22 protein-coding genes and 2 tRNA genes are annotated in these 24,611 nt (G+C 71.6%); 11 read left to right on the top strand and 13 right to left on the bottom strand.

The features are described 5' to 3' along the window. Window positions 1-28: 28 nt before the first annotated feature. Window positions 29-559 (bottom strand): NUDIX hydrolase, encoded by a 531-nt coding sequence (locus tag ACIDOF_RS01925; protein ID WP_409003812.1) that lies wholly within the window; start codon window positions 557-559, stop codon window positions 29-31. Next, the gene (locus tag ACIDOF_RS01920; protein WP_409003811.1) at window positions 556-2,031 is read right to left on the bottom strand and encodes a zinc-dependent metalloprotease; all 1,476 of its coding nucleotides are present in this window, start codon (window positions 2,029-2,031) and stop codon (window positions 556-558) included. The genes ACIDOF_RS01925 and ACIDOF_RS01920 overlap by 4 nt, the downstream gene beginning before the upstream one ends. Window positions 2,032-2,222: 191 nt before the next feature. On the opposite strand from ACIDOF_RS01920, the gene ACIDOF_RS01915 reads away from it, so the two are divergent. The 4 genes from ACIDOF_RS01915 to ACIDOF_RS01900 all read left to right on the top strand — a co-directional run bounded on the left by ACIDOF_RS01915 (window position 2,223) and on the right by ACIDOF_RS01900 (window position 5,923). Then, window positions 2,223-3,332: an SDR family oxidoreductase gene (locus ACIDOF_RS01915; protein WP_409003810.1), complete on the top strand. Its 1,110-nt coding sequence runs from the start codon at window positions 2,223-2,225 to the stop codon at window positions 3,330-3,332. A 298-nt stretch (window positions 3,333-3,630) separates the two neighbouring features. Further along, entirely contained in the window at window positions 3,631-4,143 is a 513-nt protein-coding gene (locus tag ACIDOF_RS01910; protein ID WP_409003809.1) for a molybdenum cofactor biosynthesis protein MoaE, read from the top strand. A 349-nt stretch (window positions 4,144-4,492) separates the two neighbouring features. Continuing rightward, complete coding sequence (locus ACIDOF_RS01905) at window positions 4,493-4,732, top strand: hypothetical protein (protein WP_409003808.1); 240 nt, start codon at window positions 4,493-4,495, stop codon at window positions 4,730-4,732. 93 nt (window positions 4,733-4,825) lie between these two features. Next, window positions 4,826-5,923 carry a PDZ domain-containing protein gene (locus tag ACIDOF_RS01900; protein WP_409003807.1) on the top strand — a complete coding sequence of 366 codons (1,098 nt, stop codon included), beginning with the start codon at window positions 4,826-4,828 and terminating at the stop codon, window positions 5,921-5,923. Between the two features lie 110 nt (window positions 5,924-6,033). Here the strand turns inward: ACIDOF_RS01900 and ACIDOF_RS01895 are convergent, their stop codons facing one another. Then, the gene (locus ACIDOF_RS01895) at window positions 6,034-6,591 is read right to left on the bottom strand and encodes a PPA1309 family protein (protein WP_409003806.1); all 558 of its coding nucleotides are present in this window, start codon (window positions 6,589-6,591) and stop codon (window positions 6,034-6,036) included. Window positions 6,592-6,756: 165 nt separating this feature from the next. Between ACIDOF_RS01895 and ACIDOF_RS01890 the strand changes: the two genes are divergently transcribed. The 4 genes from ACIDOF_RS01890 to ACIDOF_RS01875 all read left to right on the top strand — a co-directional run bounded on the left by ACIDOF_RS01890 (window position 6,757) and on the right by ACIDOF_RS01875 (window position 12,300). Next, window positions 6,757-9,684, top strand: a complete 2,928-nt coding sequence (locus ACIDOF_RS01890; RefSeq protein ID WP_409004025.1) for a UPF0182 family protein — start codon at window positions 6,757-6,759, stop codon at window positions 9,682-9,684. A gap of 78 nt (window positions 9,685-9,762) precedes the next feature. Next, window positions 9,763-9,836: transfer RNA gene (locus ACIDOF_RS01885), tRNA-Met, on the top strand. 241 nt (window positions 9,837-10,077) lie between these two features. Beyond that, complete coding sequence (locus ACIDOF_RS01880; RefSeq protein WP_409003805.1) at window positions 10,078-12,147, top strand: tetratricopeptide repeat protein; 2,070 nt, start codon at window positions 10,078-10,080, stop codon at window positions 12,145-12,147. A 79-nt stretch (window positions 12,148-12,226) separates the two neighbouring features. After that, window positions 12,227-12,300, top strand: a tRNA-Met gene (locus ACIDOF_RS01875). A gap of 85 nt (window positions 12,301-12,385) precedes the next feature. Here the strand turns inward: ACIDOF_RS01875 and ACIDOF_RS01870 are convergent. The 4 genes from ACIDOF_RS01870 to ACIDOF_RS01855 all read right to left on the bottom strand — a co-directional run bounded on the left by ACIDOF_RS01870 (window position 12,386) and on the right by ACIDOF_RS01855 (window position 15,832). Beyond that, entirely contained in the window at window positions 12,386-13,540 is a 1,155-nt protein-coding gene (locus ACIDOF_RS01870) for an ABC transporter substrate-binding protein (protein ID WP_409003804.1), read from the bottom strand. 32 nt (window positions 13,541-13,572) lie between these two features. Beyond that, a complete protein-coding gene (locus ACIDOF_RS01865; protein ID WP_409003803.1) occupies window positions 13,573-14,436 on the bottom strand; it encodes an ABC transporter permease in 864 nt (287 codons plus the stop codon). After that, window positions 14,433-15,227 carry an ABC transporter ATP-binding protein gene (locus tag ACIDOF_RS01860; RefSeq protein WP_409003802.1) on the bottom strand — a complete coding sequence of 265 codons (795 nt, stop codon included), beginning with the start codon at window positions 15,225-15,227 and terminating at the stop codon, window positions 14,433-14,435. The genes ACIDOF_RS01865 and ACIDOF_RS01860 overlap by 4 nt, the downstream gene beginning before the upstream one ends. 188 nt (window positions 15,228-15,415) lie before the next feature. Beyond that, complete coding sequence (locus tag ACIDOF_RS01855) at window positions 15,416-15,832, bottom strand: Fur family transcriptional regulator (protein ID WP_409003801.1); 417 nt, start codon at window positions 15,830-15,832, stop codon at window positions 15,416-15,418. Window positions 15,833-15,996: 164 nt separating this feature from the next. Between ACIDOF_RS01855 and ACIDOF_RS01850 the strand changes: the two genes are divergently transcribed. After that, complete coding sequence (locus ACIDOF_RS01850) at window positions 15,997-17,466, top strand: catalase (protein WP_409003800.1); 1,470 nt, start codon at window positions 15,997-15,999, stop codon at window positions 17,464-17,466. 75 nt (window positions 17,467-17,541) lie between these two features. Here the strand turns inward: ACIDOF_RS01850 and ACIDOF_RS01845 are convergent, their stop codons facing one another. Together ACIDOF_RS01845 and hisN are read right to left on the bottom strand one after the other, a co-directional pair. Next, entirely contained in the window at window positions 17,542-17,946 is a 405-nt protein-coding gene (locus ACIDOF_RS01845) for a cyclic nucleotide-binding/CBS domain-containing protein (RefSeq protein ID WP_409003799.1), read from the bottom strand. A 188-nt stretch (window positions 17,947-18,134) separates the two neighbouring features. Beyond that, on the bottom strand, window positions 18,135-18,935 hold the full coding sequence (gene hisN / locus ACIDOF_RS01840) for a histidinol-phosphatase (RefSeq protein WP_409003798.1): 801 nt from the start codon (window positions 18,933-18,935) through the stop codon (window positions 18,135-18,137). Between the two features lie 202 nt (window positions 18,936-19,137). On the opposite strand from hisN, the gene ACIDOF_RS01835 reads away from it, so the two are divergent. Continuing rightward, the gene (locus ACIDOF_RS01835; protein ID WP_409003797.1) at window positions 19,138-19,719 is read left to right on the top strand and encodes a TetR/AcrR family transcriptional regulator; all 582 of its coding nucleotides are present in this window, start codon (window positions 19,138-19,140) and stop codon (window positions 19,717-19,719) included. 277 nt (window positions 19,720-19,996) lie between these two features. Here the strand turns inward: ACIDOF_RS01835 and ACIDOF_RS01830 are convergent, their stop codons facing one another. The 4 genes from ACIDOF_RS01830 to ACIDOF_RS01815 all read right to left on the bottom strand — a co-directional run bounded on the left by ACIDOF_RS01830 (window position 19,997) and on the right by ACIDOF_RS01815 (window position 23,641). After that, window positions 19,997-20,320: a DMT family transporter gene (locus ACIDOF_RS01830; protein ID WP_409003796.1), complete on the bottom strand. Its 324-nt coding sequence runs from the start codon at window positions 20,318-20,320 to the stop codon at window positions 19,997-19,999. A 145-nt stretch (window positions 20,321-20,465) separates the two neighbouring features. Then, window positions 20,466-21,476, bottom strand: coding sequence for a ribosome small subunit-dependent GTPase A (gene rsgA, locus ACIDOF_RS01825; protein WP_409003795.1), 1,011 nt, complete (start codon window positions 21,474-21,476; stop codon window positions 20,466-20,468). A 9-nt stretch (window positions 21,477-21,485) separates the two neighbouring features. Then, window positions 21,486-22,820: a 3-phosphoshikimate 1-carboxyvinyltransferase gene (aroA, locus tag ACIDOF_RS01820; RefSeq protein WP_409003794.1), complete on the bottom strand. Its 1,335-nt coding sequence runs from the start codon at window positions 22,818-22,820 to the stop codon at window positions 21,486-21,488. Between the two features lie 98 nt (window positions 22,821-22,918). Next, window positions 22,919-23,641 carry a M50 family metallopeptidase gene (locus tag ACIDOF_RS01815; protein ID WP_409003793.1) on the bottom strand — a complete coding sequence of 241 codons (723 nt, stop codon included), beginning with the start codon at window positions 23,639-23,641 and terminating at the stop codon, window positions 22,919-22,921. A gap of 50 nt (window positions 23,642-23,691) precedes the next feature. Between ACIDOF_RS01815 and ACIDOF_RS01810 the strand changes: the two genes are divergently transcribed. Next, complete coding sequence (locus tag ACIDOF_RS01810) at window positions 23,692-24,507, top strand: SOS response-associated peptidase (protein WP_409003792.1); 816 nt, start codon at window positions 23,692-23,694, stop codon at window positions 24,505-24,507. Window positions 24,508-24,611 lie beyond the last annotated feature (104 nt).

Raw genomic sequence — 24,611 nt, 5'->3', positions numbered from 1 at the left:
GTGACCGCCCCTTACACGTACACAGCGATCAGAGCGCCGCGCGCGTCGCTTCCAGGAGCTGCACGACCGACTCGTCGGCGACGTCCGCCACTTCGTCGTACGCGAACCAGCGCACGTCGAGCGACTCGTCGCTGACCGCCTCCACCGCACCCTCGGGGGCCAACGCGGCGTACTGCACGTCCAGGTGCCAGTTGCAGGGCGCCGGGATCGGGTGCCGGTCCAGCTTGACCGGGCCGCCCGGAAGCAGCGTGAGCCCCTCGATGCCGGACTCCTCCGTGGCCTCCCGCAGCGCGGCGGCCGCGAGCGTCGCATCGCCAGGCTCGCAGTGCCCGCCCATCTGCAGCCACATCCGCAGCTTCTTGTGCAGCGTAAGGAGAACGCGGCCGCGGGACGGGTCCACGACGAGCGCGCTCGCCGTGATGTGCCCCGCCTCGCAGGCCTTCCACATGCCGTCCGGGTGCGCCGCCAGGTGATCGAGGTAGGCGGTACGCAACTCGCCCTGCTCGCCGCCCCGTTCGTACGCCTTGAGTACGAGATTCGCGTCGTCGTGGAGGCTCACTTGTCGGTGTCGCCCTCGCCGGTCCCGTCGCCCTTGGCCTCGTCCTGCTGCGGGGCTTCACCCTGCTGCGGGGCTTCGCCCTTCTTCAGGTCGGGGCCGCCGGCCGCCTCTCCGAGCATCTTGTCCAGCTCGGAGAAGTCCAGCTGCTCGCGGTGCACGAAGCCGTCCGGGTCGTCGAGGTCCTCGGCGGTCGGCAGCATGTCCGGGTGCTCCCACAGGCCGTCGCGGCCGTCCACACCGCGCGCGTCGGTGAGCGACGCCCACAGGCGCGAGGCGTCCCGCAGCCGGCGCGGGCGCAGCTCCAGGCCGATGAGCGTGGCGAACGTCTGCTCCGCGGGCCCGCCCGTGGCACGGCGGCGGCGCAGCGTCTCGCGCAGCGCGGCGGCGGACGACAGCCGGTCCTTCGCGGCCTCGTGCACCACCGCGTCGACCCAGCCCTCGACCAGCGCGAGCGCCGTCTCCAGGCGGGCGAGCGCGGTCTTCTGCTCCGGGGTGTCCTCGGGCTGGAACATGCCCTGCTGGAGCGCCTGTTGGATCTCCTCGGGGTTCTGCGGGTCGAACTGGCCGACCACGTCCTCCAGCTTCGAGGTGTCGACCTTGATGCCCCGCGCGTACCCCTCGACCGCGCCGAAGAGGTGCGAGCGCAGCCACGGCACGTGCGCGAACAGGCGCTGGTGCGCGGCCTCGCGCAGCGCCAGGTACAGCCGCACCTCGTTCTGGTCGACGCTCAGGTCCTTGCCGAACGCCTCGATGTTCACCGGCAGGAGCGCGGCCTTGCCGGCCGGGCCGAGCGGCAGGCCGACGTCGCTGGAGCCGACGACCTCGCCCGCGAGCGCGCCCACGGCCTGACCGATCTGCTGGCCGAACATGGCGCCGCCCATGGAGCGCATCATGCCGATCAGCGGGCCCGCCATGGCCTGCATCTCCTCGGGCAGCACATCGCCCATCGCCGAGCCGACCCGCTCGGCGACCGGGTCGACCAGTTCCTGCCACACCGGCAGCGTCGCCTCGACCCACTCCGCGCGGGACCAGGCGACGGCTGTGCCCGCACCGGACGGCAGCGACGTCACGCCGTCCAGCCACAGGTCGGCCAGGCGCACGGCCTCCTCGACGGCGCTGCGGTCGGCGGGGCCGACGCTCGCGTCCTTCGTGCCGTCCGCGGTGCCCTGGGACACCACCTGGCGGGCGATCTGCTTGGCCATGTCCCAGTTCACGGGGCCGCCCTCGTAGGACAGCATCTGGCCGAGCTGTTGGAAGGCCGCGCCCAGGTCGCCCGGGTTCATGTTCCCGAACATCGCGGCGAAGGGGTTGTCGCCACCGCCCGGGGCGCCGGCGCCGGGGAAGCCGCCGAAGCCGAACGGGTTCGCCGCGCCGCCTTGGCCACCACCGCCCTGCTGGTCCTTCTTCTTGCCCTCGTCGCCGTTCTCCGGCTCCTCCGGCGGAAGGCCGAATCCGAATGGGGTGTCACTCACGGGAATCCTCGGCTCGTTGGGCCGCCGGCTTCGTACCGACGGCGTCTGCCCGACTTTGCCATCCAGCGTAGACACCGACACCGCTTCCGGGCTCGGTGCTCCGCTGGGATCCGGGCTGCGGCAGGATGGATGCCAACTGGTACGCATGCCTCAACGGCGCGCGTACTGAAGACAACCGCTGGAGACGCCTGGTGAGTTCCCCAGATCCGCAGGTTCGCGCAGCGCGAAACCGCGCAACCCCGGCCGCCGCCCGCGGCCCCGTGGTCGCCGTGACCGGTGCCGCGTCGGGCATCGGCGCGCTGCTCGCCGAACGCCTCGCGGCCTCGGACGAGATCAAGCAGGTCGTGGCCATCGACGAGCGGCGCGGGGAGTGCGCGGCGGCGCAGTGGCACATCCTCGACGTCCGCGACCCGTCGATCGCGGAGAAGCTGCGCGGCGTGGACGTCGTCGTGCACCTCGCGCTCGACCTCGACCTGGAGAGCGACCCCGCGGCCCGTACGGCGTACAACGTGCGGGGGACGCAGACCGTGCTCACCGCGGCCGCCGCGGCCGGTGTGCACCGCGTCGTCCTGTGCACTTCGGCGATGGTCTACGGGGCCCTGGAGGACAACGACCTGCCGCTGTCGGAGGACGCGGAGTTGCGCGCCACCGCCGAGGCGACCGGGGTCGGCGACCTGCTGGAGATCGAGCGTCTCGCGCGCCGGGCGCCGCGCGCCCACCCCGGCCTCAATGTGACGGTTCTGCGCCCGGCGGTCCTGGTGGGCGGCACGGACACGGCCCTCACGCGCTACTTCGAATCGCCCCGCCTCCTAGTAGTGGCGGGTTCGCGCCCCGTGTGGCAGTTCTGCCACGTCGAGGACCTGTGCAGCGCCCTGGAGTACGCGGTGCTGGAGAAGGCCGAGGGCGAGCTGGCCGTCGGCTGTGACGGGTGGCTGGAGCAGGAGGAGGTCGAGGAGCTCAGCGGGATCCGCCGCATGGAGCTGCCCTCCACGGTCGCCCTGGGCGCGGCCGCGCGCCTCCACCGCATCGGGCTCACGCCGTCCCCGGCGGGCGACCTCGCGTACACGATGTACCCGTGGGTGGTCAGCGGCACGGGGCTGCACGACGCGGGCTGGCGGCCGCAGTGGACCAACGAGGAGGTGCTCGCCGAGCTCCTGGAGGAGGTCTCCGGGCGGCACACGGTGGCGGGGCGCAGGCTCGGCCGCAAGGACGCGACGGCCGCGGGTGCGGCGGGCGCGACGGTGGCTCTGCTCGGCGCCGCGGCGGTGGTCCGCAGGGCACGCAGACGGCGCGGGATCTAGCCGTACGTCTGCGGGATCCAGCCGTACGTCTGCGGGATCCAGCCGTACGTCCGCGGGATCCAGCCGTACGTCTGCGGGATCCAGCCGCACCTTTGTAGTGCCGGTTCTCGTCGGCGCGGTGCCGGTTTCGGCGCCGCCTGCTCCGGTGCCGGCTTCCGTCCACCTGCTGTCGGCCTCCGGTGCCGGTTCTCGCGCCGTCCCCTCCGGCGCCGTTCCTGTAGTTCCCTCCTAGAGCGGGCGTCCACGACCGGTCGAAACCGCTATTCCGCATGTCGGTGGCGTACGGCACGATGGACGCATGGCAGCACGGAACGATCACCCCGGTGAGCAGGCGGCGCAGGCCCCCGCCGGGGCCTCGCCCGACGTCGACGCCCCGGCGGGGCAGCACGCGGACCCGATCCGCCTGCTCGCGATCCGGGACACCCCGCTCTCGCTCGACGAGGTCTTCGCGGCCGTCGGCGACCCCACGGCGGGCGGCACGGCCCTGTTCGTGGGCACCGTGCGCAACCACGACGGCGGCGCGGACGTCGACATGCTGGGGTACTCCTGCCACCCCACGGCCGAGGCCGAGATGCGCCGCGTGGCCGACAAGGTCGTCGCCGAGTACCCGGTGCGCGCCCTCGCCGCCGTGCACCGCGTCGGCGACCTGGCGGTGGGCGACCTCGCCGTGGTCGTGGCCGTGTCCTGCCCGCACCGCGCGGAGGCGTTCGCGGCCTGCCGCAAGCTGATCGACGACCTCAAGCACGAGGTGCCGATCTGGAAGCACCAGCGCTTCTCGGACGGCACGGAGGAGTGGGTCGGCGCCTGCTGAGCGCCCACCCCGGAGCCCGGCGAGTCCCCACCCGGAGCCCGGCGAGTCGCCACCCGGAACCCCGGCGAGTCGCCACCCGGAGCCCGGCGAGTCGCCACCCCGGAGCCCCGGCGAGTCCCGTGTCCCCTGTTCGGCCCCGTGTTTCTCGTCCGGTTCGGTGAGTCTTGCGTGGTCGACGGCGCGGAACCTTGCGGAGACGGCCGTGGAGGTTGTGGCTCCGGTTGCGTAACCGCACCCCTGAGGCGAGCGTTGACGGTGCAGATGGTTAATCTGCTGATCAGTCGGTTGAGGTCGCTCATGGGGTCGGGAGGTCGGCATGGCGGCGCTTGCGTGGTTGCTGATTCCGCTTATGGCTGCGATCTGTGCGGGAATGTGGGGCAGTTGGGCTTCCCGCAACCGCACCAGAACCGGCGACGGCCCGGAGCTCGCGGGGTACGCGAAGTTCCGTGCGGCCATGGAGAAGGCCGAGGCCGACGAGGTCGCGCCGCAGGCCGGCGAAGGCCGGGCCGCGCTGTCGGCGGCGGCCGTCTCGGAGCCTTCGCGGATCCACCGGGCAGGTTCCGGTTCGGGCCCCGCCCGCGCCTCCTGAACTGCGCCGGGAACCGCGTCGGGGCCCCGCGTCCGGGCTCGTACGGACCGGCCCCGGCGGTGCGCTGACAGACCTGTCCCGTACTGTCGTTCCATGCCACGCCGCACCGCGACGATGCTCGCCTCCACCCTGATGCTGATCGCGCTTCTGTGCGCGGGAGTCCTCATCAAGGTCCCCTACTCGGAGATGACCCCGGGGCCGACGGTGAACACCCTCGGGGAGCACGGCGGAGAACCGGTTCTGCAGATCAGCGGCCACAAGACGTACCCGACGACCGGCCACCTGAACATGACGACGGTCCGCGTCACCAGCGCCGACTACAACATGAACCTGTTCCAGGCGGTCTACGGCTGGCTGGCCCACGACAACATCGTCGTGCCGCACGAGACGCTCTACCCGGACGGCAAGACCGAGGAGCAGTCCAGCCAGGAGAACGCCGAGGAGTTCAGCCAGTCCCAGGAGAGCGCGAAGGTCGCCGCTCTCAAGCAGCTGGACATCCCCGTGCAGACGCGCGTCGTCGTGTCCACCGTCGTCAAGGCCAAGCCGGCCGAGGGCAAGCTGCACGCGGGCGACGTGATCAAGGCGGTCGACGGCACCGCGGTGAAGCGGCCCTCGGACGTGGCGAAGCTCGTCACCAAGCACACCGCGGGCGAGGACGTGGTCTTCACCGTCGTACCCGCGAAGGAGGCGGCCGCCGCGGAGAAGGCCGGCAAGGAGCCGACGGACACCGAGCAGGTCTCCGTCGCGACCGAGGCGGCCGACCCGAAGAAGGGCGACAAGCACGCCATCGTCGGCATCGAGGCCGGCACGGACCACACGTTCCCGTTCAACATCGACATCAAGCTGGCCGACGTCGGCGGCCCCAGCGCCGGCCTGATGTTCGCGCTCGGCCTGGTCGACAAGCTGACCCCGGAGGACCTCACGGGCGGCAAGTTCGTCGCCGGCACGGGCACGATCACCGAGGAGGGCGAGGTCGGCCCCATCGGCGGCATCGAGATGAAGACGGTCGGAGCGCGCGACCGCGGCGCCGAGTACTTCCTGACGCCCGCCGACAACTGCGACTCCGCCGCCCGGGACATCCCCGCAGGCCTGACGCTCGTGAAGGTCAAGACGATCGACGACGCCGTGAAGTCGCTGAAGGACATCCGCGCCGGCAAGACGGACAGCCTGCCGAGCTGCACCGCCAAGTAGCAGCGACGCAACGCGGAAGCAGCGGGAGCACAAGACGCGGCAGGGGCGCCCTCACCACGAGGGCGCCCCTGACCGTGTCGTACGGCGAATCCATGTCGTACGGCGAGCGGCTACTCCGCGAACGTCGCCGCCAGCGCGTCCGCCAGGCCCGGGACCAGGTCCGAGCCGGTGAGGACCTCGGTCGGCGAGTCCTTCTCGCGCAGCCGCAGGGCCGACTCACGCGCGCCGTCGCGCAGCACGGCGACCGTCATCCGGACCTCCTGGCGGTCCGGGTGCTCGGCGACCCACTTGGTCAACTCGGCCTCGCTCAGGCCCTGCGGGACGGAGGTCTCCGCCGACGGCGGCAGCATCAGCCGCTCCACGGACAGCGCGCAGCCGGCCACCGCGTCGGGCCAGGCGATGGTGCCGAGGAACTCGTCGAGCGGGCTGCCGGCGGGCAGTTCCTCCTGCTCGATGGGCGTGAGGGTGCCAGCGGGCTGCTCGTCGCCGAGACCGAGACGGTCGGCGAGGCCGGGCTCCTGACTGCGCAGCTGCGCGGTGTCGACGAGGGCGAAGAGACGGGCGGGCTGGTCCCAGCCGATGCCGGCGACGTAGTCGTCGATCTCGAGCACGGCGCGGGTGAGCGGGCTCGCGGCCATCGGAGGGCCGGAGGGGGATTGGTTGGGCATGAGCAATATCCTGCCTGGTTCATCCCCGAGATCGGGAACTGAGTAAAGCTTCAGTAAGTTGCATCAGTGGGCTCTACGATCGCTGAGCCCCCAGACAACAGCTCGTCAGCAGCTCAACAGCAGCGACCAACAGCGAACTTCGAGGTGCGCACCTTGGCTTTCCAGATGCCGGACCGCGGCGGAGGCCCATCGGGGCCACGGATGAGAGTGGGCCGACCCTCCCGGCGTGTCCGCACCCTGCTCCTGACGCTGGGCGTCCTGGCCGTACTGGCCATGCTCTTCGTCATGTTCGCGGGGTTCTGGACGGACTGGCTCTGGTACCGGTCGGTCAAGTATTCCTCCGTCTTCACCACCACCCTGTGGAGCAAGATCGGACTGTTCGCGGTCTTCGGCCTGCTCATGGCGGTGGCCGTCGGCGTGAACATCTGGCTGGCGCACCGGCTGCGCCCGCCGCTCAGCGCCATGTCGATGGAGCAGCAGAACCTCGACCGGTACCGCATGGGCATCGCCCCGTACAAGAAGTGGATCCTGCTCGGGATCACGGCGCTGGTCGGTCTCATCGCCGGCGCCTCGGCCGCGGGCCAGTGGCGTACGTGGCTGATGTGGGTCAACGGCGTCCCGTTCGGGCAGAAGGACCCGCAGTTCGACCTGGACGTGGCGTTCTACGCCTTCGATCTGCCGTGGTACCGCTTCCTGTTGGGCTTCGGCTTCGCCGCCACGGTGCTCGGCCTGATCGCCGCGGCCCTCACGCACTACCTGTACGGCGGGCTCCGCGTCACCAGCCCCGGCGCGCGCGCCACGGCCGCGGCGACGGGTCATCTGTCGGTGCTGCTCGGCGTCTTCGTCGCCCTGAAGGCGGTGGCGTACTGGCTGGACCGGTACGGACTCGCGGTGAAGTCCAGTGAGTTCAAGGCCGCCGGCAACTGGACGGGCCTGCGGTACGTGGACGCGAACGCGTACCTGCCGGCCAAGACCATCCTCTTCTGCATCGCCGCGATCTGCGCCGTGCTGTTCTTCGCGACGCTCTGGCGCCGCACCTGGCAGCTGCCCGTCATCGGCTTCGGCCTGATGGTGCTCTCGGCGATCCTGATCGGCGGCCTCTACCCGGCCATCGTCCAGAAGTTCCAGGTCGAGCCGAACGAGCAGCAGAAGGAGTCGCCGTACATCGAGCAGAACATCGAGGCGACCCGCAAGGCGTACGGCATCGACGGCGCGAAGGTCGCCGACTACTCGGGCAAGGGCAAGACCGGTGAGCAGATGCCGAAGGAGCAGCTGCGCAAGGACGCGGACGCGCAGGCGAGTTACCGCCTGATCGACCCGAACGTCGTCGGTCCCACCTTCGACCAGCTGCAGCGCCAGCGGAAGTACTACCAGTTCCCGACCACGCTCGACGTCGACCGCTACAAGGACGCGAACGGCAAGGAGCAGGACACCGTCATCGGTCTGCGCGAGCTCGACCTCGACGGCATCCCGAAGCGGAACTGGATCAACGACCACTTCACCTACACCCACGGCTACGGCGCGATCACGGCCAAGGGCACCAGCACCGACCCGAAGGCCGACCCGGCCGGCTCCCCGGCCTTCACCGAGTCCGGCCTGCCGACCAAGGGCCAGCTCGGCGAGTACCAGCAGCGGATCTACTACGGCGAGAAGACCCAGCAGTACTCGATCGTCGGCGGCCCGCAGAAGGAGCTCGACTACGAGGCCGACGGAGAGAAGACCACCAGCTACGAGGGCAAGAGCGGGGTCAACCTCTCCAACCCGGTCAACCGGGCGGCGTACGCGGTCGCGTTCAGCGAGCCGCAGATCCTGTACTCGGGCGCGATCGGCGAGGGTTCCCGGATCCTCTACAACCGCACCCCGAAGGAGCGCGTCGAGGCGGTGGCCCCCTGGCTCACCATCGACGGCGACGCCTACCCGGCGGTGGTCGACGGCAAGATCCAGTGGATCGTCGACGCGTACACGACGAGCAACGGCTACCCGTACGCCTCGCGTACGACGCTCGGTGACACCACGGCGGACTCGCTGACCGCGGCCAACAACCAGCGCGCGGTGGTGGCCCAGGAGAACCAGGTCAACTACATCCGCAACTCGGTCAAGGCGACGGTCGACGCGTACGACGGCTCGGTCAAGCTCTACCAGTGGGACGAGAAGGACCCGGTCCTGAAGACCTGGATGAACGCCTTCCCGGACACGGTCGAGAAGAAGAGCGCGATCTCGCCGGAGCTGCGCGAGCACATGCGCTACCCGCAGGACCTGTTCAAGGTCCAGCGCGAGCTCATGACGCGCTACCACGTGCAGAGCCCCTCGCAGTTCTACAGCGGCTCGGACGTGTGGCAGGTCCCCAACGACCCGACCAACAACGAGAAGAACGCGGTTCCGCCGTACTACCTGAGCATGAAGATGCCCGGGGAGAAGAACCAGAAGTTCTCGCTGACGACGACGTTCACACCGAACGGACGGCCCAACCTGGGCGCGTTCATGGCGGTGGACGCCGACGCCACCAGTGAGAGCTACGGCTCGATAAGAGTGCTCAACGTGAAGTCGGACGTCCCCGGCCCGCAGCAGGTGCAGAGCGAGCTCAACGGTGACCCCGAAGTCGCCGAGTTCGTCCGCAACTTGAGAGGCACCGACTCGGACATCGTCTACGGCAACCTGCTGACGGTGCCGATGAACGACGGCTTCCTCTACATCGAGCCGGTGTACGTGAAGGGTGGCAGCGCGAACTATCCGCTGCTGAAGAAGGTCGGCGTGCAGTACAACCGCAACACCGTCTTCAAGAACACCCTCGGCGAGGCCTTCGACGCGATCTTCGGCGCGGAGGGCGACAGTCCGGACCAGCCTCCGACGGACCCGGACCAGCCGCCGTCCAGCGACCCCACGGTCCAGCAGGCCCTGGAGGACGCGCAGAACGCCCTGGAGCGTGGCGAGGAGGCCCTCAAGAAGCAGGACTGGCAGGCGTACGGCGAGGCGCAGCAGGACCTCGAAGAGGCCCTGAAGCGCGCGACCGACGCCGAGGCCAAGGCCCGCGAGGAGGAGGCCGGCAACAAGAGCGGCGAGAAGCCGGGCGCGAAGCCGGGCGACAAGAGCTGACGCTGCCGCCGGGGACGGGCGCCCGTCCCCGGCGGTCAAGCACCCCCTCCGCACCGTGGTACGGTTGCCACACAACGACGCGGGGTGGAGCAGCTCGGTAGCTCGCTGGGCTCATAACCCAGAGGTCGCAGGTTCAAATCCTGTCCCCGCTACTGAATGACGAAGGCCCGGATCCTGAATCAGGATCCGGGCCTTCGTCATGCGTGCGCGCGCCCCTTTTGGCGTACGGGTGCACCTCTCTGACCGGTGGTGTTGAAGTCATCCGTGCGGCGGGCGGGGCGAGTTGGGAGATCTGTGTTTGACTTATCTCTCTGTGGGCATATCGACAAAACGTTGTAGTGACCTCACTGGCATGGGTATACCAGGTGTACCCGGGTTGCAGGTGGTGCGACGATGGACGTTATGGGGGACAAGGCAACTCTGTTGGAAACAGGGCGACTTATGCAGTCGGCCGACGACCGGGACGACCCCGGTGCGGTCGCGGAGGAGGCACGCCACCGACTGGCTGCCGAGGCCGGCGACGTCACGTCGATGAGCGTGCTCGGCGCCCTGTTGCTCCGCCGTGGGGACTTCGACGGCGCGGAGCCCCATCTGCGTGCCGCCACGGCCGAGGGCGACCGCGCCGCGGCCAACAACCTCGGCGTCCTGCTGCACCAGCGCGGGTACGCGGACGAGGCCGCCGGCTGGTGGCGGATCGCCGCCGTCGCGGGCTCCGCCCCGGCCGCGCACGCCCTCGGCCGCCACCACCGCGAGCGCGGCGACGAGCCGGCCGCCGAGTACTGGCTGCGCCAGTCCGCCGAGCAGGGCCATGTCCTCGGGGCGTACGCGCTCGCCGACCTCCTGGAGCACCGCAGCGACGTCGGCGCCGAGCGCTGGATGCGTGCCGCCGCCGAGCGCGGCCACCGCGAAGCGGCGTACCGCCTGGCGCGAGCCCTCGAGCGGCGGGCCGCGGAGGAACTCCCGCCCGGCAGTGGCGTGCAGGGGGCGACGGGCACGCGGCACCGCGCCCTCACCGGCGGCCCGCACACCGGCCGCACCCCCGTGCGGACGACGCCCGCGGCCCCGGCCGACGGGCGGCCCGTGGTGTTCGGCGCCGGCCTGCTGCGCTCGGCGTCCGTGGTGATCGGCATCGACGAGCCGGCCCTCGACGGACCCGCGGCGACGGAAACGGAGACGGCACACGGGAGCGGCGAGCGCGCGGCGCAGGACGGAGCTGCGGTCGAGGACGTCACGGCCGGGGCGCAGCTGACCCTCGCCGAGGAGATCGAGCAGTGGTACCGGCAGGCCGCGGCCCGCGGGCACCGCAGGGCGGCGCTGCAGCTGGGCGCGATCCTGGAGCAGCGCGGCGAGCTGAAGGAGGCGGGCCGCTGGTACCTCACGTCCGCCAAGGACGGCGAGCCGCGCGCCGCCTGCGCGCTCGGTTTCCTGCTGCGCGACGCGGGCGACGAGGAGAACGCCTCGGTCTGGTGGCTCAAGGCCGCCCAGGACGGCGACGGCAACGCGGCCAACGCGCTCGGCGCCCTGCACGCGGAGCGCGGCGAGACGCAGACCGCCGAGCGCTGGTACCGGGCGGCGATGGACGCGGGCGACGTGAACGGCGCGTACAACCTCGGGCTGCTCTGCGCCGAGCAGGGCCGCACGACGCAGGCCGAGCAGTGGTACCGCCGCGCGGCGTACGCCGGACACCGCGAGGCCGCCAACGCGCTCGCCGTGCTGCTCCTCCAGGTCGGCGACACCACGGGCGCGGAGCCGTGGTTCTCCAAGGCCGCCGAGGCGGGCAGCGTGGACGCCGCGTTCAACCTCGGCATCCTGCACGCCGGCCGGGACGACGAGGAGGCCGCCCTGCGCTGGTACGAGCGGGCCGCCAAGGCCGGGCACACCGAGGCCGCGCTGCAGGTCGGCATCGCCAAGATCCGCGAGGGCGACCTGCAGACGGCCGAGCGTCATCTGCGGTGCGCGGCGGGCGGCGGCAGCGCGGAGGGCGCGTACCGCCTGGGCACGCTGCTCGACCGGAGCGATACGCGGGCGCCCGCCGGCACGGTGCTCGGCGAGGCGGTCGGCGAGAAGAGCGAGTGCGAGGAGTGGTACGAGCGGGCGGCCGAGCAGGGCCACCGGCGTGCGCAGGTGCGGGTCGGCACGCTCGCGGCGGCGCGGGGTGACGTGGTCGAGGCGGCGCGCTGGTACCGCGAGGCGGCGGAGGCGGGCAGCCTCGGCGGCGCCTTCAACCTCGGCCTGCTGCTCGCGCGCGAGGGCAGCGAGCCGGAGGCGCTGATGTGGTGGACGCGCGCGGCCGAGGCCGGGCACGGCCGGGCGGCGCTGCGGCTCGCCCTGCTCTACGCGCGTCGGGGCGATCTTGCCGAGGGGCAGAAGTGGTGCGCCCAGGCGGTGCGGCTCGGTCCTGCGGAGGTCGCCGAGCGGGCGGGCCGGCTGCGGGACGCGCTGCAGCAGGAGCTCACGGCGTGACCGCGGTCACGCCCCTCCGCGGCCGCTGAAGTATCGATTTGCGCTGGTCGAAAGCCTCGCGTACTGTTGTGTTCACCGACGCGGGGTGGAGCAGCTCGGTAGCTCGCTGGGCTCATAACCCAGAGGTCGCAGGTTCAAATCCTGTCCCCGCTACTGAAACCGAAGGCCCGGATCCCAGGATCCGGGCCTTCGGCATGTGCACCCCAGTTACGGCCCCGGTGGCGGCCCCAGCCATGGCTTACGGCTGGTGGCCCACCGCCTCCGCGTACAGCCTGCGGTCCACGGCCTTCCTCTCCGGTACGGGCTTGCCCTCGGCCACGCCCGCCTCGCGGTACGCGGCCTGCAGCCGGTCGGTGGTGCCCGAGCGGATCTCCCAGTCCATCCGCAGCGACGGCGTCGACTTCAGCACCGATTCCTCGATCTTCAGCAGCTTCGCCAGCTCGGCGACGAAGGCCGGGTCCTTCTTGTAGTCGCCCGCGAAGTACGTGTTCACGGTCCTGATGTACGCGCGCAGGAACGCGACGCCCGCGTCCGGGTCCTGCTGCAGCAGGTTCGGGCCGAAGAGCAGCCCGCCCAGCGGCTCGCCCTGCGGCTGGCCGCCCAGGAACGCGTACTTCTCGTCGCCGTCGACCTTCCGCCAGACCGGGTCGAGGAGCCAGGCCGAGTCGACGCCGCCGTTCTGCAGGGCGGTCAGGACGTCGGCCGAGCCGAGCTGGCGGAAGTCGACCTTGTCCAGCCCGCCGCCGTGCTTCTTCAGGGCCTTGCTCATCGGGTACGCGATGACGGAGCCCTTGCCGATCATCGTGCCGAGGGTGCGGCCGGCCATCGGCACGCGGTCCGCGGACTGCCCGTCCTTCAGGCGCACCCACAGGCCGCTGCGGGACTTCGCGTCGGACGAATAGTTCGAGGCGACCCACTTGATGGTGAAGCCGCCGTTGATGCCGTTCATCACGGCGGCCTCCGGGGCGGCCCACTGGGCGTCGATCTCCCCCTTGGCGAGCAGCGGCAGCGCGTCCGGCGTGGGCAGCACCTTGACGTCCACGTCCAGGCCCTCCTTCGCGAACTCGCCCTTCTCGACGGCAAGTTGGAGCGGAGCGACGTACTCGGCGCTGACGGTTCCGGTGGCGACGGTGAGTTTGCGGGGCTTGCTCAGCTTCTTCGGGGCGGGCGCGCCCTGGTCGCAGCGGGCGGGCGCGCGGTCGGGGGAGAGGTCGGACGGATCGGTCCAGCCGTGCTCGGTGCAGCCCTCGACGGGTTCGATGCTGCGGGGCTTCGCCGCGCCCGCGCCGGTGGGGTCGTCCTCCTCCGCGCAGCCCGCCGTGGCCGTGGCGAGCAGGGCTGCGGCGAGGAGCGCGGTGGGCCAGGTCCTTCTCGTACGTACACGGGTGTGCATGGGCGGGCCTCCGTCGGGGCGTGAGGGGTGGTTCAGGACTGGCCGCGGCCGTGGTCGCGCGGGGCCCAGGGGGTGAGCAACCGGCCGACGAGGCGCACCAGTTCGGAGAAGAGGACGCCGAGGACGGCGACGCAGACGATGCCGACGAACATGATGTCGTTCTGGAACAGCGCCCTGGAGTCGAAGATCAGGTGCCCCAGGCCCTCGTCGGCGGCGATGGACTCCGAGGCGACGATCACCAGGACGGCGACGCCCGCCGCGATCCGGGCGCCTACCAGCACGGCCGGCAGCGAGGCGGGCAGCAGGACGTGCCGGAACATCTGCCAGGGCGTGGCGCCGAAGACCTGCCCGGCGTCGCGGTGGCCGGTGGGGACGGCGAGCACGGCGGCCATGGTGGAGATCCACACGAAGAAGAAGACGGTCGCGGCGACCAATGCGATCTGCGGCCCCTCGCCGAGCCCGAACATGTTGAGGAAGACGGGGAGCAGCGCGAGTTTCGGTACGACGTAGAGCGCGTCCAGAAGCGGTTCGAGTGCGGCCCTGACCAGCGAGAGCGAGCCCATGAGCAGGCCGAGCACATAGCCGCTGACCGTGCCGACGGCGTATCCGGCGAGGACGCGCTTCAGGGTCGCCCACACGTCGGGCCACAGCTCGCCGTCGGCCGCGCGCGCGACGCCGTCCTCCAGGATGGTCTGCGGCGCCGGGTAGACGCGGTCGTCGATCCAGCCCTGGACGGCCGCGAGCTGCCACAGCAGAAGCAGCAGCACGGGGACGGCGACGGCGAGGGAGAGTTCCAGGGCGCGCCGGCGGCGGTGCGTGCGGGCCGGGTCGAGCTCCTGCGGGCCCGGCTCCCTGACCAGCATGTCGGGCACCGGCGCCTTGGCGGTCGTGGTCATACGGGCACCGCCTCCGTACGCACCTCGCCGCGCAGGAGTTCCCACAACTCGCCCTTGAGCGCGGTGAATTCGGGGGAGTCGCGGATGTCGCCGGTGCGTGGGCGGGCGAAGGGCGGGCGGCGCTCGGCGATGATGCGGCCGGGGCGCGAGGACATCACGAGGACCCGGTCGCCGAGGACGATCGCCTCTTCGAGGCTGTGGGTGATGAACAGGGTGGTGGTGCGGGTCGTCTGGGTCAGTTCGAGCAGTTCGTCCTGGAGGATCGTGCGGAGCTGCGCGTCGAGGGCGGCGAACGGCTCGTCCATCAGCAGGATCTCGGGCTCCACGGCGAGCGCGCGGGCGATCGCGACCCGCTGCCGCATCCCGCCGGACAGCGCGCTCGGGTAGGCCTGCGCGAAGTCGGCGAGGCCCATGCGGGCGAGCAGCGCGTGCGCGCGGGCGTCGGCCTCCTTGCGGGGAACGCGCTGCACGTCGAGGCCGAAGCGGACGTTGGCGAGGACGGTCTTCCAGTCGTAGATGCCGTAGTCCTGGAAGATCATCGCGGCCGGCCGGGCGGAGTCCGTACGGATCTCCAGGCGGCCCGAGCTGGGCCGGAGCAGGCCCGCGGCGATCCTGAGGAGGGTGGACTTCCCGCAGCCGGAGGGGCCGACGATGCAGGTGAACTCGCCCGGCGCGACGTCGAGTTCGACGGGACCGAGCGCGTCGACCCGCTTGCTGCCGCGGCCGAAGGTGCGGGTGAGGGCGGTGGCGTGGAGTTTGGGGGGTGGGGTCGGGTGCGGATCGTCTCCCACGGGGGCTCCTGTGCTGCTCTGCGGCGGACTGGTGGGCGCGGCAGAGAATATGACGGACCGTCAGGTAGTGGAAGGGGTCCGGTCGCGGGTCGGGGGAGCGGGGCGGGGGCGGTCATGGGCACGGCGAGGCCCCCGGTGCCTGTGGGGCGCCGGGGGCCTCGCCGTGTGTGCGTGGGGTGTGCGCGGGGTCAGGCCGCCGTGCAGCTGGGGCAGAGCCCGCGGTACGTGACCTCGACGCCGGAGATCGTGAAGCCGAAGCGCTCCGAGTCCGGCAGGTCGGACAGCGGGTCGCCCGCCGGGTGCACGTCCCGGATCGCGCCGCACTGGGCGCAGACCAGGTGGTGGTGGGGGCGGTGGGCGTTCGGGTCGTACCGCTTCGCCCTGCGGTCCGTGGCGACCTCGAGCACCTCGCCGAGGCTGACGAGCTCGCCCAGGGTGTTGTAGACGGTCGCCCGGGAGATCTCGGGGAGCTTCGTCACGGCGCGGGCGTGCACTTCGTCGGCCGTCAGGTGTACGTGGTCCCCGTCGAGAACCTCGGCCACGACGCGTCGCTGGGCGGTCATGCGCCAGCCGCGCTCGCGAAGGCGTTCCAACAGGTCACTCATGGGGGTCAGCCTAACAGTCAGTGACTCAAGTCCCGAACGGGTGTGAGTCTGGATGCTTGCTCGGTTTGGGTGCCCTCTGTGTCTGGATGCCAGCTTGACTTAGACATTGTCTATCGTAGGATCGAGTGCAGCGAAGCGAAAGCCATAGGACAGGACTTGCCGGAATGACGCAGGAGGCGCACGTGACGCAGGGACCGCTGACCACGGAGGCCGGTGCCCCGGTCGCCGACAACCAGAACAGCGAGACGGCCGGCGTCGGCGGGCCCGTTCTCGTCCAGGACCAGCTGCTCCTGGAGAAGCTGGCCCACTTCAACCGCGAGCGCATCCCGGAGCGCGTGGTGCACGCCCGCGGCGCGGGGGCCTACGGCACGTTCACGGTGACCGCGGACGTGACGAAGTACACGCGGGCGAAGTTCCTCTCGGAGGTCGGCAAGCAGACCGAGACGTTCCTGCGGTTCTCGACCGTGGCGGGCAACCTCGGCGCGGCCGACGCGGTGCGCGACCCGCGCGGCTGGGCGCTGAAGTTCTACACCGAGGAGGGCAATTACGACCTCGTCGGCAACAACACCCCGGTGTTCTTCATCAAGGACGCCATCAAGTTCCCGGACTTCATCCACACCCAGAAGCGCGACCCGTACACCGGCTCGCAGGAGGCGGACAACGTCTGGGACTTCTGGGGCCTCAGCCCGGAGAGCACCCATCAGGTGACCTGGCTCTTCGGCGACCGCGGCATCCCCGCCTCGTACCGCCACATGAACGGGTACGGATCGCACACCTTCCAGTGGAACAACGAGGCCGGCGAGGTCTTCTGGGTCAAGTACCACTTCAAGACCGACCAGGGGATCAAGAACCTCACCCAGGCCGAGGCCAACCGGCTCGCCGGTGAGGACCCGGACTCGCACCAGCGGGACCTGCGGGAGGCCATCGAGCGCGGCGAGTTCCCGACCTGGACCGTGCAGGTGCAGATCATGCCCGCGGCCGACGCCGCGACGTACCGCTTCAACCCCTTCGACCTCACCAAGGTGTGGCCGCACGAGGACTACCCGCCGATCGAGATCGGCAAGCTGGAGCTCAACCGCAACCCGGAGAACGTGTTCGCCGAGGTCGAGCAGTCGATCTTCAGCCCCGCCCACTTCGTGCCGGGCATCGGCCCGTCCCCGGACAAGATGCTCCAGGGCCGCCTCTTCGCGTACGGCGACGCCCACCGCTACCGCGTCGGCATCAACGCCGACCACCTGCCGGTCAACCGCCCGCACGCCACCGAGGCGCGTACGAACTCGCGTGACGGCTTCCTGTACGACGGCCGCCACAAGGGCGCGAAGAACTACGAGCCGAACTCCTTCGGCGGGCCGCACCAGACCGACCGTCCGCTGTGGTCGTCGAGCGCGGTGACCGGCGGCACCGGCAACCACCCGGCGCCCGTGCACGCCGAGGACGACGACTTCGTGCAGGCGGGCAACCTCTACCGCCTGATGTCCGAGGACGAGAAGGGTCGCCTGATCGACAACCTGGCGGGCTTCATCGCGAAGGTCTCGCGCGACGAGATCGCGGAGCGCGCGATCGAGAACTTCCGTCGCGCGGACGGAGACTTCGGCAAGCGACTGGACGCCGCGGTCCAGGCCCTGCGCGGCTGACCGGGCCGTTTGCCGTAGGCCTGAGGGCCGGATCCCGTTCGGGGTCCGGCCCTCTTGGCGTTCACGCGGGAGGGGTCATGCCTGCACGGCCGCGCCTGCGTGGCGGTGGCGCGGGGCCCAGCAGCGGATGATGTCGCGCACCGAGACGATGCCGACCGGCTCCTGGTGGTCGAGCACGATCAGATGCCGGAAGCCGCCGTGCGCCATGGCGTCCGCGGCCTCCTCCAGGGTCCAGGACGGGGCGGCGAAGACCACGTCGTTCGTGGTGTGGGTGCTCGCGGTCTCCTGGTCCGGATCCTGGTTCGCGCCGAGGGAGTTGAGGATGTCGCGCTCGGTGAGGATGCCGAGGCCGCCTGCGTCGGTGTCGAGGACGACCGCTGCGCCGACCCTGCGGGCGGACATCAGACGGGCGGCCTGGCGGAGGGTGTGGTCGGGTCCGATCGTGAGGACCATCGTGCTCATGGCGTCGCGGACGAGCATGGGCTGAAGCCACCTCCTGAGGGTTTGCGACAAGTGATTCGTTCTTCAAAGAGAACGAATTCACAAGTTCACAAGTAGGGGGACTCTCAGAGTGGCAGGTCCACGGAGGGTCAACAAGAGGAAACGCGCGGCGACGCGGGCGACCCCGGCCGGTGCCGCTGGTCAGGGCCGCTGATCGGCGACGCCGGTCAGTACCGCTGGTTGAGGTATCCGAGCAGCTCGTCGTGCAGGTGCCCGTTGGACGCCGCCGCGTTGCCGCTGTGCGGGCCCGGGGTGCCGTCCAGTCCGGTGAAGCGGCCGCCGGCCTCGGTCACGACGATCGCGTTGGCCGCCATGTCCCACAGCGACAGCTCCGGCTCCGCGCAGATGTCGACCGAGCCCTCGGCCACCATCATGTACGGCCAGAAGTCGCCGTACCCGCGCGTGCGCCAGCAGGCCCGCGTGAGGTCCAGGAACCCGTCGAGCCGGCCCTGCTCCTCCCAGCCGCTCAGCGACGAGTACGCGAACGAGGCGTCGGAGACCCGGGACACGTTCGAGACCTGCAGCCTGGTCGCGGAGGTCAGGCTGCGCCCGGTGTACGCGCCCGAGCCCTTCGCCGCCCACCAGCGGCGGCCGAGCGCGGGGGCGGAGACGACGCCGACCACCGGCTGGTAGCCGCCCTCGCCCGCCTCCATCAGGGAGATCAGGGTCGCCCACACGGGCACCCCGCGTACGTAGTTCTTCGTGCCGTCGATCGGATCGATCACCCAGCGGCGCGGGCCCGTGCCCTCGATGCCGTACTCCTCGCCGAGGATCGCGTCGCGCGGGCGGGCGCGCTGGAGCTGGCTGCGGATGAGCTCCTCGGCCGCCTTGTCCGCCTCGCTGACCGGAGTCATGTCCGGCTTGGTCTCGACTTTCAGGTCGAGGGCCTTGAACCGGTCCATGGTCGCGCGGTCCGCCGCGTCGGCGAGGACATGGGCGAGACGCAGATCATCGAGATAGTCGGGCATGAGCGAACAGTATCGAGCGCGCTCGTACGGGACCACACGGCCCTCGACCGGCCCGCGCCCGGAGGGTGTCCGGCCCCTGTGGAGGGGGTGTCCGGCCCCTGTGGAGGAGGGCGTCCGCGGGTCTTGACAGTGCGGGCGGTCGCGTCAACTCTGCCTGGAAAGCCGCTGCCTACGCCGGGGGCGCCCGGCCGGGGAGGCAACGATGCCGGCAGCCCGGGAGTCACTGCTCGACGCGGCCCGCGCGTCCCTCGCGCGTCGGCCCTGGCCGGCGGTGCGCATGGTCGACGTCGCCGCGCTCGCCGGGGTGTCCCGGCAGACCCTCTACAACGAGTTCGGCAGCAAGGACGGCCTCGCCCGGTCCCTGGTGCGCCGCGAGACCGACGCCTATCTCGCCGGTGCCGAACGGGCCCTCGCCGCGGGCGGGTTGCCGGCCCTGGCCGACTGGACGGTGACGTCCGCCCAGGGGAACGCGCTGCTCAGAGCCGTACTCACCGGGTACGGGACCGACGGGCTGCCCATGCCGCCCCGCGCCGCCGTGCGGTCCACCTCGCCGGTCCCCGCCCAGCGGCGGGCGGACGGGCCGCTGCCGTCGCCGGCCGAGCTCGTCGCCCTGGTCCGCGACCGCGCACTCGCCGTCCTCGCCCCCGGGAACGCCGACACCGCCGGGCGCGCCGCCCTGTCCCACGACTGCGAGATCGCGCTCCGCCTGGCCCTGTCCTGCCTGCTCGCCCCGGCAGGGGAGGGCGGGGCCGCGGGGCTCGTGCGGGGGGCGGTGGGGTCGTAGGGCGGGGTCGGGGGTGTGCCGAGGGGCGATGGGTGGGCTGTGACCGGGGCGGGCGCGTTGGGGCCGGCGGCTTCGGGCGGGGCCTGCAGGTTCGGGCGGGGGTGCCGGGCGAGGCAGGTGTGGCGGGTGCGGCGGTGCTCGGGTGGCCGTGTCGGGGCGGCGCGGGCGGCGTGCTCGGCGCGGGGGTGCCCGACCGAGGCGGATCGCGTCGGGGTCGTCAGCCTCGGCGGGTCACGCCCGCGGTGGCGGCTCGGGAGCGCGGTGGTCGGGCCCTGAGTCAGTGGGCTCCGCCCGAGAGCTGGAGGCCGATGACGCCGACGATGACCATCGTGATCGAGATCAGCTTCAGCGTGGACACCACGTCGCCGAGGAAGACCATCCCGTAGATCGCCGTGCCCGCCGCGCCGATGCCGGTCCACACCGCGTACGCCGGGCCCACGTCGAGCCGCTTCAGGGCGAGCGTCAGCAGGCCGAAGCTGCTCAGGGCGAAGATCGCGAAGGAGATCGTCGGCCAGAGGCGGGTGAAGCCGTGCGAGAGCTTGAGGCAGACGGCGAAGCCGGTCTCCAGGAATCCGGCGACGATGACCAGCAGCCACGCCATGGTTTGTCCGCCTCCTGCGCCTCGGTGCCGGTGGTCCGCCTGCTGCGCGCGCCCGGTGTCCGCTTCGTCCGCTCACGCGCCGGGTGTCCGGCTCGGTGCGATTATGCATGCACCGTTGCGCCGGAACGGCAAACCACCGCGAGGTTCAGTCCCCTTCGCGCCGCTCCCTGGTGGCGAGCAGCCGCCGCAGCGAGTACAGGCGGGCAGGGTCGGCGTGCCCCTCCGCCACCCACGCGTCGAGCGCGCAGTCCTGCTCGTCGTGGCTGCAGGCGCGCGGGCACTCCGCCGTACCCGGCTCCAGGTCGGGGAAGGCGTGGATCACCCGGGACGGGTCGACGTGGTGCAGCCCGAAGGAGCGCACACCCGGGGTGTCGATCACCCAGCCCTCGGCGCCGGTCAGCGGCAGCGCCAGCGCCGACGTCGTCGTGTGCCGGCCGCGGCCCGTGACCGCGTTGACATGGCCCGTCGTACGCCGCCGGTCCTCCGGCACCAGGGCGTTCACCAGCGTCGTCTTCCCCACGCCCGAGTGGCCGACGAACGCCGTCACGTGCCCGTCGAGCAACTCCCGCACCCGGTCCGCCGCTTCGCCGTCGGCCAGCTCCTCGCGGCTGGTCACCACGTACGGGAAGTCGAGGGCGCCGTAGGCGTCCAGGAGTTTGTCGGCCGGGGCGAGGTCGGACTTGGTGAGGACGAGGAGCGGCTCCAGGCCCGCGTCGTACGCCGCGACCAGGCAGCGGTCGATGAGGCGGGGGCGCGGCTCGGGGTCGGCGAGGGCGGTGACGATCGCGAGCTGGTCGGCGTTGGCGACGACGACGCGTTCGTACGGATCGTCGTCGTCCGCCGTGCGGCGCAGGACCGAGCTGCGCTCCTCGATGCGCACGATGCGGGCGAGGGTGTCCTTCTTGCCGGACAGGTCCCCGACGACGGCGACCCGGTCGCCCACGACGGCTGCCTTGCGGCCCAGTTCGCGGGCCTTCATCGCCATGACGATCCGGTCCTCGACGAGGCAGGTGAGGCGGCCCCGGTCCACGGTGAGGACCATGCCCTCGGCGGCGTCCTCGTGCTTGGGGCGGATGTGGGTGCGGGGGCGGTTGCCCTTGCGGTTGGGGCGGACCCGGATGTCGTCCTCGTCGGGGTTCTTGCCGTAGCGGCGCATCGCGGTGCCTTATCCCTGCTGGTTCCCGAGCCGGTCGCCGAGCATCGTGGTCCACATGTCGGGGAAGTCCGGCAGGGTCTTCGCCGTGGTCGCGACGTTCTCGATCTGCACGCCGTCCACCGCGAGCCCGATCACCGACCCGGCCGTCGCCATGCGGTGGTCGTCGTACGTGTGGAAGGTGCCGCCGTGCAGTGCGCGGGGGCGGATGTGCAGGCCGTCGGCCGTCTCCGTGACGTCACCGCCGAGGCCGTTGATCTCCTTGGTGAGCGCGGCCAGGCGGTCCGTCTCGTGCAGCCGCAGGTGGGCCACGCCGCGGAGCGTGGACGGGCCGTCGGCGAGGGCGGCGACGGCGGCGATCACGGGGGTGAGCTCGCCGACCTCGCTCAGGTCCACGTCGATGCCGTGGATCTTGCCGGAGCCGGTGAACTCCAGGCCCTTCTCGGTCAGTTCGCAGCTGCCGCCCATCGCCGTGAAGATCTCGCGCAGCTGGTCGCCGGGCTGCGTCGTGCGCTCCGGCCAGTCGGGGATCGTGACCTTGCCGCCGGTGACCAGGGCCGCCGCCAGGAACGGCTGGGCGTTGGACAGGTCCGGCTCGATCGTCAGGTCACGGCCGCGCAGCGGGCCGGGGGCGACCTTCCACACGTTCGCCTCGCCGCCCGACTCCGGGTCGGTCACCTGGGCGCCGACCTCGCGCAGCATGTCGACCGTCATCCGGATGTGCGCCATCGAGGGCAGGCTGCCGCCGGTGTGGCGCACCTCCACGCCCTCCTCGAAGCGCGGCCCGGAGAGCAGCAGCGCGCTGACGAACTGGGAGGACGAGGACGCGTCGATCTCGACCCGGCCGCCCTTCAGCGCACCGGCGCCGTGCACCGTCAGGGGGAGGGAGCCGCGGCCCTCGTCGTCGATCTCGGCGCCGAGAGCGCGCAGCGCGTCGATCACGCCGTGCAGCGGGCGCTCGTACGACCTCGGGTCGCCGTCGAAGCGGACCGGGCCGTCGGCGAGCGCCGCCACCGGGGGGACGAAGCGCATGACCGTGCCCGCGTTGCCGACGTCGACCGTCGCCGGGGCGGTCAGCGGGGCCGGGGTGACGCGCCACGACTCCGCGCCGTCGGCCCCCTGCTCCTCCGCGATGTCCACCCCGAGGGAGCGCAGCGCGGCGGCCATGAGCAGCGTGTCCCGGGAGCGCAGCGGGCGGCGCAGGACGCCCGGCTCGCCGGCGAGGGCGGCCAGGACGAGGGCGCGGTTGGTGACCGATTTGGAACCGGGCACGTGGACCGTCGCATCGACGGCTCCGCTCGCGGTCGGGGCGGGCCAGAGGGCGGTGTGCGCGGAATTCTCGGTCATGCCCACACTTTAATCGCTGGGCCCGCGACCCGATTTTGCCTGTGGACAACTCTCGTACGCCGCCAGGGCATCCGTATCGCCCCTGGTCGGACCGGGTCTCACAGTCCGAGCAGCCACCGTCCGCCGCCGAGCAGCGAGCAGAGCGAGACGGCGTGGAAGAGGAACAGCCAGAGCCCGGCCGGGACATGGGTCAGCCGCGAGAGCTGGTCCGCGTCGGAGTCCGGGGCCCCGCCGTGGCGCCGCTTGCCCTGCAGCTCGAACGCGGGGCGCACACCGCCGAGGAGCAGGAACCAGACCACCACGTACGCGAACAGCGCCTGCACCTGCGGGGTCGCCAGCCACGAGATCAGGACGAACGCGCCGCCCGTGAGGATCACGGTGAGGGCGCCGTACGCGTTCCGGATCATCACGAGGAGGGCGATGAGCAGGGCCGTCGCCGCCCACAGCAGGAGCGTGATGTGGTTCGCGGCGAGCAGCCACGCACCGCCGAGGCCGAGCAGCGGCGGCGCCGTGTAGCCCGCCGCGGCGGTGAGGATCATGCCGATGCCGGTGGGCTTGCCGCGGCTGACCGTCAGGCCCGAGGTGTCGCTGTGCAGCCGGATGCCGTCGAGCTTGCGGCCGGTGAGCAGCGCGACCAGGCCGTGCCCGCCCTCGTGCGCGATGGTGATGGCGTTGCGGCTGAGCCGCCAGAGGCCGTGCGGGACGACGGCGGCGAGGGCGGCCACCCCCGTGACGATCACCAGCCACAGGTCCGGGTCCGGCTGCGTGCCGAAGACGCGGTCCCACAGGTCGGCGACGGCCGTGGCTGAGGTGGTGTGCATACGCGGAACAAGCTCCCGTCTCGGTGCGGCGATCTGGCAGTGTGGCACGTATGTGCGGACGGTATTCATCCAGTCGTGGGCCCGAGGATCTCGCAGACGTCTTCGAGGTCGAGAAGTGGGAGCCGGAGGAGGCGCTCGCCGCGGACTACAACGTGGCCCCCACCAAAGAGGTCTACGCGGTCCTGGACCGTCCCTTGAAGGACGCGTCCGACCGCACTCCGGTTCGCCAGCTGCGCACGTTGAAGTGGGGACTCGTGCCGTCCTGGGCCAAGTCGCCCGAGGGCGCGGCCCGGATGATCAACGCACGCGCGGAGACGGTGCACGAGAAGCCCGCCTACCGCAGGGCCTTCGCCGCCCGCCGCTGCATCCTGCCCGCCGACGGCTATTACGAGTGGGTGACCGGCTCCGCCGAGCGGGACCTGGAGGTCGAGGGCAAGAAGAAGCGCCCCCGTAAGCAGCCGTATTTCGTCACCCCTGCGGACGGTACGGTGTTCGCGATGGCCGGGCTGTACGAGTTCTGGCGCGACCGCACCCTGCCCGACGACCACCCGCAGGCCTGGTGGGTGACGTGCTCGGTGATCACCACGGAGGCGGAGTCCGGGCCGCTCGGCGTCGCACCGGCGGAGGGCCCGCAGTCGCTCGCCGACATCCACCCGCGGATGCCGCTGATGCTGACCCCGGACCGCTGGGACGACTGGCTCGACCCGCGCCGCACCGACGTCGAGGACCTGCGCTCCCTGCTCGCCCCGCCGCCCGAGGGCCTGATGCGCGCGTACCCGGTGTCGACCGCGGTGAGCAACGTACGGAACAACGGGCCCGAGCTGCTGAAGGAACTGGACGGGCCCGAGGAGGGCACGCTGTTCTGAGTTCTGACGGTTCGCCTCCGCGCGTGTGCCGGGCCGCCTCCGCGCGTGTGCCGGGCCGCCTCCGCGCGTGTGCCCGGTTCGGGCGGATCGCCCCCGCGCGTGTG

The sequence above is a fragment of the Streptomyces sp. Da 82-17 genome, from assembly GCF_046098215.1.
Lineage (GTDB): Bacteria > Actinomycetota > Actinomycetes > Streptomycetales > Streptomycetaceae > Streptomyces.
This window is presented reverse-complemented; position numbering and strand designations above follow the sequence as displayed.